Source organism: Terrabacter sp. NPDC080008, assembly GCF_040702505.1.
Taxonomy (GTDB): Bacteria; Actinomycetota; Actinomycetes; order Actinomycetales; family Dermatophilaceae; genus Terrabacter.
The window spans coordinates 248,740-266,410 of the sequence record NZ_JBFBLC010000006.1; the positions used below are offsets into that span (position 1 = coordinate 248,740).

Here is a 17,671-nt window from a genome sequence, read left to right on the forward strand (position 1 = left end):
CTCACCCGCCCTGCCGGGTCCCTGCCGCACCGTTCCCGGCGCCACCGTTTCCCGCGCCGCCGCCCCCTCCTCCTCGGCCGGCGAAGCCGCCGCCTCCGAAGCCGCCGCCTCCGAAGCCGCGCAGACCCACGGTCTGGTTCGTGGGCAGCGCTGCCGTGACGTCGGCGAGCACGACGCGGTCACCCGGCGACAGTCCGCGCAGGACCTGGGCGTAGCCGCCACCCACAGCGCCCACGGTGACCGACTGCGTTGACGTGCCCGTGCTCCCGAGCACCTGCACCTGAGCCGTGCTCGCCTGCACCCCGGAGAGGGCTGAGACGGGCAACCGCACCGCGTCCGGAGCCTGGCTGACCGTGATCGCCACGGAGACGAGCGAGCCACTCGCCATCGACCGGCTCGGGCTCGGCACGACCACGGTGGCCGGATAGGACGGCGTGGTCGCGGTCGAGGAGGCGGGCAGCAGCGACACGCTGGAGACGGTGCCGTCGGTGCCCGTCACGTCGCCGGCCGGTGTGACGGTTGCCGCGAGGCCAGCGCGGACGAGGTCCATGTCGGCCAGCGGGACGGCGACGGTCACCTGCGCGGCGCCGGACCCCACGATGACGATGCCGGCCGACGTCGTCGACGCCTGTCCGACGGTGAGGTCGACCTGGCCGACGGTGCCTGCGATGGGCGCGTTCAACGTCGCGCCGGCGAGGTCGGCCTGCGCCTGGGTCACCGCGGCCTGGTCCTGGAGGATGGCGACCTGGTCGGCGGCGACGCGGGCAGCCGGGCTGCTGCTCGTGCCACCGGACCCGGCGCCCGCACCGGAACCGGAGCCGGTGCGTGCGGCGGCGCCTGCCGTGGCTTGACCGGTCGTGCCCGTCGAGGTGCCGTTCCGTGACGAGCTGGAGGTGGCCGTATGCGTCGTGCCCCCGTTCGCGCTTCCGGTCCCGCTGCCGCTGGCGAGGCTCCCTCGGCCGGAGCCCTTGGGGATGCTGCCGGAGCCGCTGGCCGTGCCGACGGAACCCCCGGAGGCGCCGGTGCCAGCCGCCGTCGGGCCGGAGCCCGAGCCGTGACCCGAGGACGAAGTGCCGGAGCCTGAGCCGTGACCCGAGGGCGCGGTGCCTGAGCCCTGGCCCGTGGTGGCCTGCACGATGCTGCTGATCGCCTGGGTGATACGTGCGGCGAGGGCCGTCATGGACTTCTCTGCCGCCTGCTGCGCCGTCGACACCGACGCCATCGAGTCCGCACACGTGCGCAGCTGTGCCGCAGTGGGAGCGGACCCGGTGCCGTTGGGCGAGGAACTGGTCGGGGAGCTCGTCGGGGTCCCGGTTGCTGTCTCTGTTCCCGTCGGGGTGCCGGTCCCCGGAGCGGAGGAGGGTGACGAGGTCGGAACCGGGGTCCCGGTGGGCGCAGCGGTCCCGGAGGGCAGAGCAGTGCCGGTCGGGACGGGGGTCGCGCTGGTCGTCGTGGTCGTCGGGGGCCGGGTGAACGCGGCAGGGTTGGCGCGGAGACCCGCGGCGCCGGCTCCCGAGTGTGACGCAGGCCCGGTCGGGCGCCCGTGACCCGACCCGACGCTGCCGGTGGGTCCGCCGGGGTGGCTGGAGCCGCCGACCGGTGAGGGGTCGAGCACGGGCGCGCAGGCCCGCTCCTCGGCGACAAGAGCCTGCTGGGCTTGCACGATGGCCGCCTGCATCGCCTTGGTGCTCAGCTGCGTTCCGGTGCCGCCACCGGGGGAGTGGCCGTGGGGGTTCGAGCCGGAGCTCCCGGTGCCGCCGGTGCCTCCCGTCGAACCGGAGCCGCCGGTGCTGGAGCCGCCCGAGTGCATCCCGGACGACGTGCCGCCGGCGGTCGACCCGGCACGGCTGCTGGTGAAGCCGGTCGAGGTGCCCCCGGTTGCCGACGTCGACCTGCCGGCGGAGCCACCACCAGCGCCCGCGCCGCCACCAGCGCCCGCTCCACCACCGGTGCCTGCGCCACCGGTCGATCCGCTCGACGCGCCCCCAGCCGCGCTCGTCGGCGAGGTGGTGGCGGCGTTCTGGTCGGAGATGAGCGAGGCCTGGTCCTGGGCGAGGGCAGCCTGGGCCGCCAGCAGGCTGGCCTTGAGGGCCGACGGGTCGATGGTGGCCAGTGCCTGCCCCGCCGAGACATGGTCGCCGACCGCGACGCGGATGCCGGTCACGGTGCCGCTCGCGGGGAACGCCGCGGTGACCTGGTCCACGCGCTGCGCGGTGCCGGTGAGGGTCAGCACCTGGTTGACGGCTCCGCGGCCCACCAGGGCCGTGCGGTAGTCGGCCGACGATCTCGAGCCCGCACTGGCCGAGGCGGTGTAGACGCCACCGGCGGCGAGCAGCACCGCGAGGAGCGAGCCGCCCGCGATGACCGGTCCGCGCCCGGCGCGGCGACCGTCAGGCATTGCCGGCTCCAGTCGGGGTAACCGAACCGCCGGGCCCCCGACCCCCGAAGCCGCGTCCGCCGAAGCCGCCCTGGCAGGTACCCCCGACCGGCGAGCTGACGGCGATGGACGTGGCCGTGAGCGCGCCGGTGTCATCCGTGCGGCCCTGGGCGCTCACGCATACGCCCACCTTGACGGCGGAGGCGTCGGCGCTCGCCAGGCGGGTGAAGACGGTCGAGGGGGAGTAGGTGACCGTGTAGGGAGCCATCGCCATGGCGCCGGGGCGTGCCACCGGCGCGACAGTGAACTGCCCCGAGCCGACGGTCGTGACCTTGCCGACCGGGCCGAAGGCACGGCGTCCCTGGCCTGCTGCGCCTGCGCCGCCTCCCGGCGTCGGTGTCGCAGTGGGCGCGCCGGAAGGCCGCCCGCCGGCACGACCGCCGAAGCCGCCGAACGCGCACGACCCGTTGACCGACGGCACGATCTCGACCGTGGCTGCGGCGATCGAGCCCGTCGAGCCCGTCGAGCCCGTCGAGCCCGTCGAGCCGCTCTGGGTGCCGCCCTGGGTGCCGCCCGACGAGCCCGCCGTCCCGCGCACCGGACGCGCCATGACGCACTCGCCCACCGTCACGGCGGACGCACCTGCACGTACCTGGCGCGTGAACCGGGTGGTGCTCGTCCACGTGACGGCCGTCTGCTGGGTGGCGCCTTGGACCTGTGCCGTCGTGCCGGTGACGGCGGCCACCAGTCCGGAGGCCCCGGGGAAGCGCCCGGGGCTGCCCGCGCCCGGCCCTCCGGACGACCCGGCCGGAGCCTGTGCCGTCGCAGGCGTCTGGTCCGAGCCGGACACCGACGCGGACTGGGCGGCGCTGCTGCACCCGGCAAGCCCGAGGGCGGCGACGGCGGCGACTGCGGCGATGGGGACGAGACTGGTGCGCTTCATGGACCTACTCACTTCTCAGGGCGTCGATGGGGGCGAGGCGGGCGGCGCGGTTGGCGGGGTAGACGCCGGCCGCGATGCCGATGACGAGGGAGACGAGCAGCGCACCGAGCGCTGCGGTGGCGGACAGGGCGACCGGTTGGCCGAGGACCTGCGGGAGGGACAGGGCCCCGACGACGCCGAGCCCGACACCGAGGACGCCCCCGACGAGTCCGAGCAGGCTTGCCTCCGTGAGGAACTGGCGCAGGATGACGCGTGGGGTGGCGCCGAGCGCCTTGCGCAGGCCGATCTCGCGGATCCGCTCCGTGACGGACACGAGCATGATGTTCATGACCCCGATGCCCCCGACGAGCAGCGAGATCGCCGCGATGCCGGCGAGGAGCACGGTCAGCGTGCGAGCGGTGCTCGTCGCCGTCTGCACCAGGGAAGCCTGGCTGCTGACCTGGAAGTCGGCGTTCGCGGCGGTGTCCCCGTGCGAGGTCAGCATCGCGTTGGTCGTCTCCTGGTAGGCGGCGGACAGGTCCTGCTGTCCGGCGGCCTCGAGGTAGATCGATGAGACGGAGGTCCCGCCCGAGGAGAAGTCGTCGGCGAAGGTCGTCGCCGGGATCACCACCTGGTCGTCCTGGTCGCCACCGACCGTCGAGCCGGCCGTGTTGAGCTCGCCGATGACCGTCAGCTGCACGCCGCCGACCGAGAGGGTCTCGCCGACGGGGGAGCGCATGCCGAAGAGCTGCTGGGCGGTCGTCGAGCCCACGACGGCAACCGGGGCCGCCGCGGACAGCTCCGCCTGGGTGAAGAACCGTCCGGAGTCCGTCGACCGGGCCCGCACGACCGGCCACTGGGGGGTGGTCCCGACGATGCTCGTCGTCCAGTTCTGGCCGTTGGCGACGACGCTCTGGGACGACGTCGAGACCGGGGCCACCGCGGCCACGTCGGGCACGACCTGCCGGTCGGAGAGCACCGCGGCGTCGGCGGTCGTGAGCGTCGTGGCCGAGCCGCGCCCGCCGCGCAGGCCGCCCACCTGGGTGGAGCTGCCCGGGGTGACGATGAGCAGGTTCGAGCCGAGCGCGTTGATCTGGCTCGCGACCTGGGCCTGCGCCCCCTGGCCGAGCCCCACGGTGAGCATCACGGCCGCTATGCCGATGAGGATGCCGAGCACCGTGAGCGCCGAACGCATCCGTCGCGTGCGGATCGCGTCGTATGCCGTCAGCAGCGTCTCGCTCCACGTCATGGCGCCGTCCCTACCGTCCCCGCCGTCCGCGTCGGCACGGGCCCGTCGTCGACCACGCGCCCGTCGTCGACCACGCGCCCGTCGAGGATGTGGATGGTGCGCCCCGCCTGCTCTGCGACGTCGGGCTCGTGCGTGATGAGCACGACCGTGCGGCCCTGCTCGTGCAGCTCCTGGAAGAGGGCCAGCACATCCGCGGTGGAGACCGAGTCGAGGTTGCCCGTCGGCTCGTCGGCGAGGATCAGGCTGGGGTCGGTCACGAGGGCGCGCGCGACCGACACGCGCTGCTGCTGGCCACCGCTCAGCTCGCCGGGCCGGTGGTCGACCCGCTCCGCGAGCCCGACGCGGCCCAGGGCCTCGATGGCGCGGGCGCGCCGCTCGGCACGGGGCACCCCGGCATACACGAGCGGGAGCTCCACGTTGCGCCACGCCGGCATGGCCGGCAGCAGGTTGAACTGCTGGAAGACGAACCCGATACGGCGGTTGCGCACGTCGGCGAGCTGGCGTTCCTCCATGCCGCTGACATCCTCACCGGCGAGGGCGTAGCGCCCGGTCGTCGGGACGTCCAGGCACCCGAGGATGTGCATGAGCGTGGACTTGCCCGAGCCGGACGGGCCCATCACCGCGACGTACTCACCCTCCTCGACGACGAGGTCGACACCTCGCAGCGCCTCGACGGCGAGGGATCCGCTGCGGTAGGTCTTGCCCACGCCGACGAGCTCGAGGATCGGTGCAGGACGGGCGCCCGAGCGAGCGTCGTCCTCGCGGTCGTTGTCGTCCGCCTCGTAGCCCGTGTAGAGGGGAAGCTGTGCCACGGCTCAGCCACCGTTCCTGGCGCCGCCGCCGAAACCGCCGCCCCCGCCACCGAAGCCGCCGCCCCCGCCACCGAAGCCGCCGCCTCCACCGCCGAAGCCGCCTCCACCACGCAGACCACCGCCACCGAAACCGCCTGTGTCCGAGCCCGTTCCGCCGCCGCCCCCGGAGCCGCGCGCTCCGGCGAACACCCCGGGCATGACCACCTGTGCCCCGTCCGACAGTCCGCTGGTCACCTCGGTGCGCGCACCGAAGATGCGCCCGACCGTGACGGGCGTGCTCACTTGCTGGCCGCCCTGCAGCACGGTGACGGTGGTGCGCCCACCGGAGCTGCTCAGGGCAGCCGTCGGCACGGTCAGCACGTCGTCGAGCTGCTTGACGATGATGGAGACGGTCGCGGCCGTGCCGGCATACAGCCCCTTCGGCGTGCCCGTGACGGCGATCGTCACGGGGAACTCGGACGTCCCGCTCGAGCTGGACGACGCGACGATGCCGATCGAGTCCACCGTCCCGAAGATCGTGGTCCGGGAGCCGTTGGGCAGGATCTGGGCCTGCAGCCCCTTCTTGAGGTTCGCCAGGTCGGCGCTCGCCACCTGGGTCTGCACGACCCAGGCGTCGGTGGAGATGACCGAGACGGCCGCTCCGCTCGAGGCCGTGGATGACGCCGACTGGCCACCGGACCCGGAGCTGCCTGGACCCGCTCCGCCGCCCGTGCCGCCGGAGGAGCCGCGGCCCGCCCCGCCCGAGGAGCCCGAGCCGCCAGAACTACCCGAGGCGCCAGATCCACCGGAGCCGGAGCCGGACCCCGCCACGGTGGCGCCGACCTTGACGCTGACCGCTGCGACGACTCCGTCGATCGGCGAGGTGAGCCGGGCCTGGGAGAGCGCCTGCTGCGCGGCCACGAGCTTGGCCTGCGCGGACGCCAGCTGCGCGTTGGCCGCAGCGATCTGGCTCGCTGAGCCGCTGGAGGCGGCGGCCGTGACCTGGGCCTGGGCCTGGGTGACGACAGCCTGGGCCAGCGTCACCTGGCTCTGGAGCGAGGTCGTGTCGATCGAGGCCAGGACCTCCCCCTTGCTCACGTGCTGGCCGACCTCGACGCCGACGCTGTCGACGGTGCCGGCGGACTGGAACGAGAGGTCGTCCTCGGTCGCCGGCTCGATCGTGCCACTCGCCGACACAGTCTGCTGGACCGTGCCGTGCGAGACCGTGAGCGTGCGCGGCTGCGCCTGCGCGCTGGGGCTCCGGTGACCCACGGCGTACGCCACGCCACCACCGGCCAGGACCACTGCGGCCACCACGACGGCGACCACCCTGCGGCTGCGCCAGCCCCTGCCCTGTCGTGCTCTGGCCATCTGCCCCGTACCGCCGTCCTCGCGCATCGCCTCACTGTCAGGCGCGAACGTAGGTCTCGAGGCTGGAAGAAGTGCCCGGCGTTGCTATCAGGACGCTATGTGTTCGCCACGAGACCCGCCGACGGGGCCACGCGGCATACGAGCGCGTGCCAGAAGGTGTCAGAAGACGATGGTGCGGCGTCCCGACAGGAAGACGCGGGACTCGGCGTGGTCGCGTACGGCGCGGGAGAGCACGCGACGTTCGACGTCACGGCCGATGGCCACGAGCCGCTCCGGCGACTCGGCGTGGGTGACCCGCACGACGTCCTGCTCGATGATGGGCCCCTCGTCGAGGTCGGCGGTGACGTAGTGCGCGGAGGCCCCGATGAGCTTGACGCCCCGGTCGTGGGCCTGGTGGTAGGGCTTGGCGCCCTTGAAGCCCGGCAGGAACGAGTGGTGGATGTTGATGGCCCGGCCCTCGAGCGCCGTGCACAGGTGGTCGCTGAGGATCTGCATGTAGCGGGCCAGCACGACGAGGCCGACCTGGTCGGCCTCGACCATCCGCAGCAGCTCGGCCTCAGCGTCGGCCTTGGTCTCGGCGGTGACCGGGATGACGGTGAACGGCAGCCCGAAGTACTCGACGAGCCCGCGGCAGTCCTCGTGGTTGCTGACGACGCCCACGATGTCGATCGGCAGGTCGCCGGACTTCCACCGGTGGAGCAGGTCGAGCAGGCAGTGGTCGAACTTGCTGACGAGGATGATGGTGCGGCAGTGCTCGTCCTCGGGACGGGCCGCCAGGTGGTGGTGCGCGATCGCCGGGCTGCGCCGGACCGCGTCCAGCACCTGCTCGACCTCGTGCGGCTCCGCATCGAACACGGTGCGCATGAAGAACAGGTCGGTGTCCTCGTCGGAGAACTGCTGGTTCTCGACGATGTTGGCCGACACGGCCAGCAGCGCTGCGGACACCGCGGCGACGATGCCGGGTCGGTCGTCGCAGGTGAGGGTCATGATGTGCCGGGCCATTGGGGCAGTCTGGCCCAGGGGTGGGCGCGGGGCTGAATCGACGCGCGGGACGTCTCGCACTCTGGCCGTCCACATCCCCTGGACGGCCGCCACGCTTGTCCCCAGCCCGGGGGTGCGGCCGCTCCGTGGGTGCCACTCCCTTCCTAACGTCGCCGTATGCCGTTTCGACGCTCCCCGCGACCACCCGACCTCGAGCGTGCGGCACGGGTTCTCGGGGGCGGGAACGTGTCTGCGTCGACGGGCGCCTCGCCGGCCGCGCGTGAGCGCTCGAAGCGGTCGGGAGGCTGGGTGCCGTCCCCACCCGGAGCGTCGTCCGGCGTGGCCGACGTGCTGGAGGTCCTCGACGGCTCCGACCCGTCCGATTCGCTCGAGCCCTCCGACCCTGACGACTGGTCCGACGAGTCTGCAGGCGAGAGCCGCGTGCAGCAGGGTGTCGGGCAGCTTCGGTCGGTCGTGCGCCGAGTGGCGCAGTCCGCGCCCGACGACGAGGTCTCCCTGCTCGACGCGGACCTGCGACGGGCCCGCCGGCCTGCACTGCTCACGGTGCCCGACGAGATCCGTTCCGGTCGACGTGGGGTCAGCAGTGCCGCCCTGGTGTCGCTGCTCGCCCTCGTGGTCGCCGTGGGGTGCGCCTTCCTGGTGCGCGTGCTGTGGGCCGAACGGTCGGCCGCCGCGGCGCAGACCGCGACGGGCGCTGCACCAACCGTCCAGGTCGTCGGCGGCACGGCGGCTGCGGCGAGAGTGCCAACTGCTGCGGCGGGCGCGGCGGGGGCGACCGCGTCCCAGTCCGCGGCCTCTGCCGGCGATCCGCGGGGTGTGGCCGGCGCACCGGGCGCCCCTGTCGGATCGGGTGCCACGGTCGTCGGGGGTGGGGAGGGTCCTGTCGTGGTCCATGTCGTGGGGCAGGTGAACCGACCGGGCGTGGTCCAGCTGCGGCAGGGTGCGCGTGTGGCCGATGCCATCACGGCGGCTGGTGGCACCCTGCGCGGAGCGGACCTCTCAGCTCTCAATCTCGCCCGGCTGGTCCAGGACGGCGAGCAGATCCGGGTGCCGAGACCCGGAGAAGCGCCCGTGGCGGCCGCCGGCGTGCCCGCCGGCGGCGGCACCGGGTCGGGCGGTGCATCAGGACCCGGCGGAACCGCAGGAGCCCCGGGGTCATCCGCCCTGGTCAGCCTCAACTCTGCCGATGTCGCAGCCCTCGACACGCTCCCGGGGGTCGGCCCTGTCCTGGCGCAGCGGATCGTCGACTGGCGCACCGAGCACGGCCGGTTCACCTCGATCGACGAGCTCGGTGAGGTGAGCGGGATCGGCGACAAGATGCTGGCGCAGCTCAGGCCGAAGGTGACGCTGTGACCCATCGGTCGGGCGAGGCGCCGGAACGAGAGCAGGCACCGCGAGGTCCCTCTCTCATCGTCCTGACCGGTCGGGAGACTCTCCGGAGGGTCCGGCCGCGGACGCCGCGGCGGCTGGACCTGCGGCTGCTGATTCCGGTCGTGCTCGCCTGGCCCGTCCTGGCCTTCGTCGGGCTGGTGGCTCCCATCGGCATGGTGGCGGGTGGCGCCTCCGTGGCGCTCGCGGCCGCAGTGCTCGCCGCGCGCCCTGACCGCCGCGCCGGGCTCGCCGGTGCGGACCGTCTGCGCGCGGTCGCGACGGCGTGCGCCGTGCTGGCCCTGTTGCTCGGGGCTGCCGCGGGGCACCGCGCCGTCCGTGGAGCCGGGCCGGTGGCCGACCTGGGAACGCAGCGGGCCGTGGTCACGGTGCAGGCTGTCGTCGCCGCCGAGCCGCGACTGGTGCAAGGCGGTGGTCATGGCAGCGAGGACGACCCGAGCCCAGGGCGACGGGTGTCGGTCGTGCGGCTCGACGTGTCCCAGGTGGTCGCTCGTGGCCGCACCACCGCGGTGACGAGCCCCGTGCTGGTCATCGGACAGGGCCCGCAGTGGGCGGGCCTGCACTGGCGCGACGAGATCGAGGCGGTGGTGCGTCTGGCGCCTGCAGAACCGGGCGACGACGTCGTCGCCACCGCAACGCCCAAAGGGGATGTGCGCATCGTCGCTGCACCCGGTGCGGTGTTCGAAGCGGCCGATGCCGTCCGCTCCCGGCTCCGCGCCGCCACTGCCGGCCTGTGGCCCGACGCGAGCGGGCTGGTGCCGGCGCTGGTCGTCGGCGACACGTCGAGCACCCCTGCTGATCTCACGGCGGCGATGCTCCAGACGGGACTGAGCCACCTGAGCGCCGTCTCGGGCAGCAACGTGACCTTCGTCCTCGCTGCCGTGATGTGGTTGTGCAGCCTCCTGGGGCTCTCCCGACGGTGGAGACCGGCCGTGGCGGCCGTGGCCCTGCTCGCCTTCGTGGTGCTGGCCCGCCCGGAGCCGAGCGTCGTCCGGGCTGCCGTGATGGGCCTCGTGGGCCTGCTCGCGCTGTCCACCTCGCGACGGCGAGCCGGCGTCCCGGCGCTCGCCGCCGCCATCGTGGTGCTGCTCGTGTGGGATCCCTGGCTCTCCAGGTCCTACGGCTTCGCGCTCTCGAGCGTCGCGACCCTGGGCCTGCTCGTCCTCGCGGCTCCCTGGGGGAGGGCCATCGCCCGCCGGCTTCCCCGACCGCTCAAGCCCTTCGGGCCGGTGCTGGCCATCCCGATCGCGGCGCAGGTGGTGTGTGCCCCGGTCGTCGTCCCCCTCCAGGGCAGCGTCTCGATCGTGGCGGTGCTCGCCAACCTCCTCGCCGCCCCGTTCGTGGCGCCCACGACCATCGTGGGCGTCGCCGTCGGGCTCGTGTCGGTGGTCTGGGTCACCGGGGCCAGCTGGCTCGCCTGGGGTGCGGCGCTCCCGGCCCAGGCCATCGCGGTCGTGGCGCGGTGGTGCGCCGCGCTCCCGCTGGGGAGCATCGACTGGGGTGACTCGGCGGCAGCCGCAGTCCTCCTCGCCGTGCTGACGGCCGCAGCTGTCCTCACCGCCCCGTGGGTCTGGCACCGGACCCGGCAACGGCCCACAGTGGCTGTCGCGGTCGTCGTGCTCGCCTCGGGTCTGGGCGCCCCGACGGCGGTGGTCGCTTGGCCCCCGCCCGGCTGGGCGCTCATCGCCTGTGACGTCGGGCAGGGCGACGGACTGGTCGCCGACAACGGCGCCGGGCACGTCGTCGTGGTCGACACCGGGCCGGACCCGGAGCCGATGCGGGCCTGCCTCGACCGGATCGGGGTCACGGCCGTGGACCTCCTCGTGCTCACGCACTACCACGCAGACCACGTCGGAGGGCTATCCGCGGTCCTTGAGCGCCCGGTCGCCGAGATCCGCGCCTCCCCGGTGCTCGAGCCGCCGGCCGAGGCCGCTCACGTGTCGAAGCTCGCGGCGGCTGCACACGTCCCCCTCGGCGAGCTGAGGGCCGGCGAAGGGCTCACCGTAGGCGGCATCAGCGCGGACGTGTGGTGGCCGGCTCGCCGCATCGAGGCCGGCTCGGTGCCCAACAACGGGTCTGTCGTCATGACCATGCACATCCGGGGCCTGACCGTGCTGCTCGCCGGAGACATCGAGCGGGAGGCCGCCGGACAGGTGCTCCACGAGACGCAGCTGGACCCGGGACGCTGGGGGAGCGTCGACGTGCTCAAGGTTGCCCACCACGGGTCGAGCAACCGCGACGACCGCCTGCTCGACCGCGTCGACGGGCGCCTTGCCCTCATCAGCGTCGGTCAGGACAACGACTACGGGCACCCCGCGCCGGCGACGATGAAGGCCTTGCACGACAGGGGATTCGAGGTGCACCGGACCGACCTCGAGGGCGACGTCGCCGTCGTGGCCGACAATGGCGACGTCCGGGCGGTCTCCAGGTGAGCGGCGAGCGTGTCGCTGGACGGTTGCCCGGCTCGCGCCTTGGGAGATGGCCCTGCCGTCAGGCGGGGTTGGCCGGTTCGGACGGGTCCACCGGAGCGTCCTCGGGCCCGGCCGGCGCGCGCCGTACCACGTCGTCGTCCCCGCCCTGTGGGCCGTCGCCATCAGGCACCTCGTCCTCGTGGCCGCTGCCGTCAGCGGCGAGCTGGAAGTCGGAGAAGTCGAAGCCGGGCGAGACGAGACAGCTGACCAGGGCGTCGGTGGCGACGGGCACGGTCCGCTGCCACACGCGCGCCGGCACGACGGCCTGGGCCACCTCGCCGCCCGACAGGTCGGGCCCGAGCCTCACCTGTGTCGTCTCGCCGGGGGCCGGACCGTCGCCGCCGAGCTCGAGCGTGACGGAGCCGTGGTGGGCGAGCCACACCTCGTCGGAGGACACCCGGTGCCACGCGGACGACTCACCGGCCGGCAGGAGGAAGAGGACGAGGGTGGCCGTCGCACGCTGCCGCCCGTCCGGGAGCGTGACCGTCTCGGGTGCCACCCACGTCTGGCGATACCACCCGCCCTCGGGATGGGGCTGCAGGTCCAGCAGGTCGGCGAGAGCGGGGCGCATGCGCCCATCATCGCCGACGTGCTCGAAGCCTTTTCAGCCGCGCACGTGGCGGTCGGCCGGCTTCGGCGGCCACGGGAAGAACCCGCTCGTGCGCCGCACGTAGTCGGCGTAGGCGGGGCGGCGGTCGCCGATGTCCTTCTCGAGCAGCTTCTTGCCGGTGCCCGCATAGAGGTTCCACACCATGGCCGCGGGGGAGAGCACCGTCAGCACACCCGGCCAGGCGCTGGCGGCGACGAGGAAGAGACCGGTCCAGACGCACGCGTCGCCGAAGTAGTTCGGGTGCCGCGTGTACCTCCACAGCCCGGTGTCGAGCACTTGGCCCCGGTTGGATTCGTCACTCCGAAATCGCGCGAGCTGCAGGTCGCCGACCGCCTCGAAGAAGAGCCCGACGGCCCATACCGCGACACCGACCCACAGCACCCACGCCAGGCCGCCGTCGACGAACATCGCGACCTGCACAGGCAGCGACACGAACCACATGATCAGACCCTGCGGCAGGTAGATGTGCAGCAGCGCGTACCGGTCCGGGCCGCCGTCGGCGCGGGCGAGCATCGCCTCGTATCGCGGATCCTCGCCCTTGCCGCGGGACCGGCTCCAGATGTGCGTGGCCAGCCGCAGCCCCCACAGCGCCGTCAGCACGAGCGCGAGCCACCGGCGCAGCCCGTCGCCGTGTCCCGCGCTCGTGACGACCGCGACGACGGCAATCGCGACGAAGCCCAGTCCCCACGTCACGTCGATGACGGCATGCCGACCGGCGCGGAGCGCCACGACGAAGGTAACGGCGAGGACGACCACCACGGTGACGGCGGTCAGCCCCAGCGTGCGGCCGAAGCCGCCACCGTCGAACCCCGCTCCGGTCTGCGCGGTCTCGACCGCGGCAGCCGCGGCGAGGTGCGCGGGAAGGGACACGGAGGTCACGCAGTCACCAGGCCCGTAAGGCCGGCATACCGCTGCGGCCGTCGGCCGTCGGCTTGACGGCGAGGATCTGGTCGACGCCCATACGGCCCTCCTCGAACGCGAGGGCGCCCCCGACGAGGTAGAGCCGCCAGACCCGGCCCACCTCCTCGCCGACCATGGCGACGACCTTGTCCCAGTTGGCCTCGAAGGTGTCGTACCAGGCGCCGACCGTCCACACGTAGTGCTCGCGCATCGCGTGGACGTCGCGCACCTCGAGGCCTGCCTGCTCGATGAGGTCCACGGTCTCGCCGACGGGGCGCATATGCATGTCGGGCGCGATGAACGCCTCGATGAACGGGCCGCCGCCCGGCCGGGTCGTGCGCGACATCTGCTGGATCAGAGCCCGGCCGCCGGGCCGCAGGAGGCGGTGGATCTGGCCGGTGAACGTCGGGTAGTTCCGCTTGCCGACGTGCTCGCCCATCTCGATCGAGGAGATGGTGTCGAAGGGCCCGTCCGGCACCTCGCGGTAGTCCTGCAGGCGGATCTCGACCCGCCCCTCGAGGCCGCGTTCGCGGATCCGCTCGTCGATGAACGCCTTCTGCTCGCTGGAGATCGTGACGCCGACGACCTGGGCACCGTAGTGCTCGGCCGCGTGCAGCGACAGCGACCCCCAGCCGCAGCCGATGTCGAGGTGCCGGCCGCCGGGCTCGATGCCGAGCTTGCGGCAGACGAGGTCGAGCTTGTCGCGCTGCGCGTCCTCGACGGTGTAACCGGCCTCGCGGCTCGTCCAGTAGCCGCAGGAGTAGGCCATGTGCGGGTCGAGGATCAGCGAGTAGAAGTCGTTGGAGAGGTTGTAGTGGTGCTCGATGGCGCTGCGGTCGCGGCGCTTGGAGTGCAGCCGCCCGCGCAGCCGCGCCTGGGAGGCCGGCGGCTCGGGCGGGAGCCCGACGACCCCGAGGTCGAGGGCCGTCCGTATGCCGTCCGCAGCAGCCCCTGCGAGCGTTCGCGCCGAGGGGCGTCCTCCGCTCAGGCCACGGGCGCTGGCCCACACGCGGCGGAACCCGTCGAGCAGGTCGCCCTCGACGTCGAGCTCGCTGGTGACGTAGGCCTGGGCCAGGCCGAGCTCGCCGGGGTGCCGAACGAGACGGCGCAGGGCGTCCGGGTCCCGCAGCACCACGGTCGGCGCCTCCGCCGGCCCGGCGACGGACCCGTCCCAGGCCTTGAGCCGCACCGGCAGCCGGCCACCGAACAGGGGCTCCACAACCGCCGCGAGCCGGGGGGCGATGCCGGAGGGTGAGGACGTGATGGTGGGGGCGGCGGCGGGTGCCTCGGGGCGCTCGTCGGTCAGGGTCATCTCGGTGGCCTCTCGTTCGGGGTCGACTCGGGATGGTTCGGTGCCCGACTCGTTTCGGATGGGTGCACCGCGAGAGTGCCCTTCAGGGAGATACCCCGACAGCTGCCTCCCTCCGTCGGTCGCCGGCCGCGACCAGCCCGTCGTGTCCCAGCACGGCCGCCCCCACGCCGCCGAAGTACATGTGCGGACCCGGATAGGCATGGGAGGCAAGGCCGCTCGCCTCGACGGCCGCGGCGATCTCCTCCGACGGCTCGTGCTCGATCCGCGGGGTGCCGTCGTCGAGGAAGTGCACGTGCAGGCGGGGTGCGTCGATGGAGTGCTGCAGGTCCTCGCCGCGCAGCAGGCCCCTGCCGAGCACCTGCATCAGCGCCGTCGTGATCCGGTCGGCCCCGGGAGACCCGACCGCGAGAGCCCCGCCGGTCGCGCTGCGGCCGGTCGTCGGCGCCATGTTGGAGGCCAGCCGGGTGCCGGGTGGCACCGCGTGCAGCCCGAGCCGGTTGAGCTCCGGCTCGCCGAGGGCATTGTTGAGCAGGATGCCCGTCCCGGGGATCACCATGCCGGCGCCGTAGCCGGCGGACATCGTGATGGCACAGGCGTTCCCGTGCTCGTCGACGGCCGACACGTGCGCGGTCGAAGCCGAGGTGGGAAGCCCCGCCAGGCCGTGGCGCTCGACCGCCTCGAGCAGGGCGTGGCCGTCGGCGTCGAGGTCCGTGGAGCGGTCGTGGACCGAGAGGCGGTAGGCGAGCACCGTCCGCTGGATGTCGATGACCTCGGCCCAGGTCCAGTGCTCGTGGCGGGCCAGCTGCCCGAGCATCGCCGCGAGCATGGGGCCGCCGACCGACGGAGGCGGGTTGAGGGCCACCTGGAAGGAGCCCAGCGTCCGCAGGACTGGCGTGCGCACCACCGCTTCGTATGCCGTGAGGTCGGCTTGGGTGACGAGGCCGCCGTGCGCGGCCATGCACTCCGCGAGGACCCGGCCCACCGCCCCGGTGGTGAACAGTGAGGCGCCTTGTGCGGCAAGCAGATCGAGGATGTCGGCGAGGTCCGGGTTGAGGGCCGTCTCGCCGGGTTCGAGCGGGCCGCCGTCGGCGCCGGTGACGAGCGCGTGGGCCTCGGGATCCTCGCCGAAGAGGGAGTCGCGCACGAGCCCGAGGTAGAGGGCGGCGGAGGCGCCCGTGCGGTAGCCCTCTCTGCAGGCACGGGCGGCGGGCTCCACGAGCCGGCCCCAGGGAAGGCTGCCGAAGCGGTCCCTGGCGAGCGAGAGTGCCTGCACCGCACCGGAGTTGGCGACGGAGCCGTGGCCGGCGCCGATGGTGATGCCGCCGCCGTAGTCGGTGCTGACCTGGCGCACGCCCCGGCCGAACGCGGCCGGGTCGAGACCGCGTCCGGGCATCTCGACGTTGCCGTCGACGACGACCGGGTCGCCACCGGCGGGCCAGATGCTGACGAAGGCGCCGCCCATGAGGCTGACGATCCCCGGCTCGGTGCTCATCGCGGTGACCGCGGCGGCCACCGCGGCGTCCACGGCGTTGCCGCCCTCGGCAGCGGCTTCGAGCCCGGCGGCCAGGGCGCTGGGCCCGGGGGCAGCGACGGCGACGCGAGTCACGAGTCGGCTCTGCCGCTCGCGTGGTACTCGGCGTTGGGCACGAAGCCGAGGGCCGTCGAGACCCGGTTGGTGAGGTTGAACATGCCGACCACCTGGACGAGCTCGAGCACCTGGTGGTCGTCGAGCCCGACGGCGCGCAGCGGTTGAAGGTCGGCCTCGGTGACCTCGGCCGGGTGCAGCGTGAGCTTCTCGGCGTAGGAGGCCATCGCATACTCCCGCTCGGGCAGTCCCGCCTGGCGCCAGTTGGAGGCGACGAGGTCTGCCGTGACAGCCTCGCCGGTGTACTCACGGAGCGCGGCGCCGTGGCTGACCTCGCAGTACGTGCAGCGGTTGACGCTGCTGACCACGACGGCGAGCAGTTCGCGATCGGCGTTGCTCAGGTGTCCCTCCTTGTTGACGAGGAGGTTGAAGTAGCCCCACCAGGCGAGGAACTGCTCGCCGTTGAGGGCCTGTGCCCGGAAGACGTTGGGCACGAAGCCGAAGGCCTCCTGCGCCTTGTCCCACAGGCGGCTCACGCCCTCGGGGACGTCGTCGCGCCCGGGCACGGGCAGGTAGGAGATGCGGTCGCGGTCACCCATGGGCCCACCGTATGCCGGGTGGTGCCGGCGCGCTCGCGCGTGACGCGGCGGGTCGACCCCGCGACGTGGTCGAGCCGTCCGGCCCGGTGTCAGGCCGTGGCGCCGGCGAGCTCGGCGGGGGAAACCGTGGGGTCGGCGCCAGCCGCCTCGCAGAGGGCGTCGAGCGCTGCCGCCACAGCGGGCACGCGCTGGAGGTCGGGAGTGGTCACCGCGAGGATCTGGCGGCGCGAGGCGGGCGAGAGCGGCAGCATCGCCACCTGGTCGTGCTTGGCGGCGTTGAGGATCAGGTCGGGGACGAGGGCCACCCCCAGCCCGGCGGTGACGAGGCCGAGCTGCGCGACGTAGTCCTCCGTCTCGAAGGCGACGTTGGGGCGGAAGCCCGCCGTGTCGGCGAGGGACAGCAGGTGGCCGCGACAGCGGGGACAGCCGGCGATCCACTCCTCGCTCGCGAAGTCACCGAGGGTCGCGGCCTCGTCGTGGGCGTGCGGGTGGCCGCCGGGGACGACGAGGCGCACCTCGTCGTCCATGAGGCGCCGCGTGACCAGGAGCGACAGGTCCTCCTCGAGCTCGCCGAGCTCGGCGCCCTCGTAGGCGAAGGCGACGGCCACGTCGCAGTCGCCGTTGCGCAGCGCGGCCAGCGACTCGGGCGGCTCGGCCTCGGTGAAGGTGACGGTGATGTCGGGGTGGCGTGCCTTGAGGATTGCCAAGGTGCGCGGCACGAGCGTCGCCGACGAGCTCGGGAAGGCCTGAAGTCGGACCCGTCCGGCACGCAGCCCGGCGATAGCGGTGATCTCCTCCTCGGCGGCGTCGAGGGCCGCGAGCACGCCCACGGCGTGCCGGGCCAGCACCTGGCCGGCCTCGGTGAGGCGGACCTGGCGCCCGTAGCGCTCGACGAGGACGGTGCCGGTGCGCTGCTCGAGGCGGCGGACCATCTGCGAGATGGCCGGCTGGGTGAAGCCCAGGGCGTTGGCGGCGCTGGTGAAGCTTCCCTCGTCGGCAATGGCCTTCATGACCCGCAGGCCGGCAGCATCGATCATGCACAAAGCATAACGGACGATTATGGAAGTAGGGCGGTGCCGCGCTTTTCGACCCG

14 protein-coding genes are annotated in these 17,671 nt (G+C 73.5%); 2 read left to right on the forward strand and 12 right to left on the reverse strand.

Translation table 11 applies throughout. The features are described 5' to 3' along the window. Position 1: 1 nt before the first annotated feature. The 6 genes from AB0316_RS17370 to purU all read right to left on the reverse strand — a co-directional run bounded on the left by AB0316_RS17370 (position 2) and on the right by purU (position 7,712). Positions 2 to 2,398 (reverse strand): biotin/lipoyl-binding protein, encoded by a 2,397-nt coding sequence (locus AB0316_RS17370; protein ID WP_366274293.1) that lies wholly within the window; start codon positions 2,396 to 2,398, stop codon positions 2 to 4. Next, positions 2,391 to 3,320 carry a DUF5666 domain-containing protein gene (locus tag AB0316_RS17375; RefSeq protein ID WP_366274294.1) on the reverse strand — a complete coding sequence of 310 codons (930 nt, stop codon included), beginning with the start codon at positions 3,318 to 3,320 and terminating at the stop codon, positions 2,391 to 2,393. The genes AB0316_RS17370 and AB0316_RS17375 overlap by 8 nt, the downstream gene beginning before the upstream one ends. Before the next feature lie 4 nt (positions 3,321 to 3,324). Then, positions 3,325 to 4,548: an ABC transporter permease gene (locus AB0316_RS17380; protein ID WP_366274295.1), complete on the reverse strand. Its 1,224-nt coding sequence runs from the start codon at positions 4,546 to 4,548 to the stop codon at positions 3,325 to 3,327. Then, on the reverse strand, positions 4,545 to 5,360 hold the full coding sequence (locus AB0316_RS17385; protein WP_366274296.1) for an ABC transporter ATP-binding protein: 816 nt from the start codon (positions 5,358 to 5,360) through the stop codon (positions 4,545 to 4,547). The genes AB0316_RS17380 and AB0316_RS17385 overlap by 4 nt, the downstream gene beginning before the upstream one ends. Before the next feature lie 3 nt (positions 5,361 to 5,363). Continuing rightward, a complete protein-coding gene (locus tag AB0316_RS17390) occupies positions 5,364 to 6,710 on the reverse strand; it encodes an HlyD family efflux transporter periplasmic adaptor subunit (protein WP_366274297.1) in 1,347 nt (448 codons plus the stop codon). Positions 6,711 to 6,869: 159 nt separating this feature from the next. Beyond that, positions 6,870 to 7,712 (reverse strand): formyltetrahydrofolate deformylase, encoded by an 843-nt coding sequence (gene purU, locus AB0316_RS17395; protein ID WP_366274298.1) that lies wholly within the window; start codon positions 7,710 to 7,712, stop codon positions 6,870 to 6,872. Between the two features lie 318 nt (positions 7,713 to 8,030). Between purU and AB0316_RS17400 the strand changes: the two genes are divergently transcribed. Continuing rightward, the gene (locus tag AB0316_RS17400) at positions 8,031 to 9,065 is read left to right on the forward strand and encodes a ComEA family DNA-binding protein (RefSeq protein ID WP_366274299.1); all 1,035 of its coding nucleotides are present in this window, start codon (positions 8,031 to 8,033) and stop codon (positions 9,063 to 9,065) included. Positions 9,066 to 9,205: 140 nt separating this feature from the next. Further along, a complete protein-coding gene (locus tag AB0316_RS17405) occupies positions 9,206 to 11,533 on the forward strand; it encodes a ComEC/Rec2 family competence protein (protein WP_366274300.1) in 2,328 nt (775 codons plus the stop codon). Between the two features lie 58 nt (positions 11,534 to 11,591). Here the strand turns inward: AB0316_RS17405 and AB0316_RS17410 are convergent, their stop codons facing one another. The 6 genes from AB0316_RS17410 to AB0316_RS17435 form a co-directional block, all read right to left on the reverse strand. Continuing rightward, positions 11,592 to 12,143 carry a cupin domain-containing protein gene (locus AB0316_RS17410; protein WP_366274301.1) on the reverse strand — a complete coding sequence of 184 codons (552 nt, stop codon included), beginning with the start codon at positions 12,141 to 12,143 and terminating at the stop codon, positions 11,592 to 11,594. A gap of 33 nt (positions 12,144 to 12,176) precedes the next feature. Beyond that, positions 12,177 to 13,061 carry a DUF1295 domain-containing protein gene (locus AB0316_RS17415; protein ID WP_366274302.1) on the reverse strand — a complete coding sequence of 295 codons (885 nt, stop codon included), beginning with the start codon at positions 13,059 to 13,061 and terminating at the stop codon, positions 12,177 to 12,179. A 4-nt stretch (positions 13,062 to 13,065) separates the two neighbouring features. After that, complete coding sequence (locus tag AB0316_RS17420) at positions 13,066 to 14,394, reverse strand: cyclopropane-fatty-acyl-phospholipid synthase family protein (RefSeq protein ID WP_366274303.1); 1,329 nt, start codon at positions 14,392 to 14,394, stop codon at positions 13,066 to 13,068. Positions 14,395 to 14,476: 82 nt separating this feature from the next. Further along, entirely contained in the window at positions 14,477 to 16,000 is a 1,524-nt protein-coding gene (locus AB0316_RS17425) for a gamma-glutamyltransferase (protein ID WP_366274304.1), read from the reverse strand. Then, positions 15,997 to 16,578, reverse strand: coding sequence for a peroxidase-related enzyme (locus tag AB0316_RS17430; protein WP_366274305.1), 582 nt, complete (start codon positions 16,576 to 16,578; stop codon positions 15,997 to 15,999). Before AB0316_RS17430 ends, AB0316_RS17425 begins: the two co-directional genes overlap by 4 nt. Positions 16,579 to 16,667: 89 nt before the next feature. Beyond that, positions 16,668 to 17,615 carry a LysR family transcriptional regulator gene (locus AB0316_RS17435; RefSeq protein WP_366274306.1) on the reverse strand — a complete coding sequence of 316 codons (948 nt, stop codon included), beginning with the start codon at positions 17,613 to 17,615 and terminating at the stop codon, positions 16,668 to 16,670. Between the last annotated feature and the right edge of the window lie 56 nt (positions 17,616 to 17,671).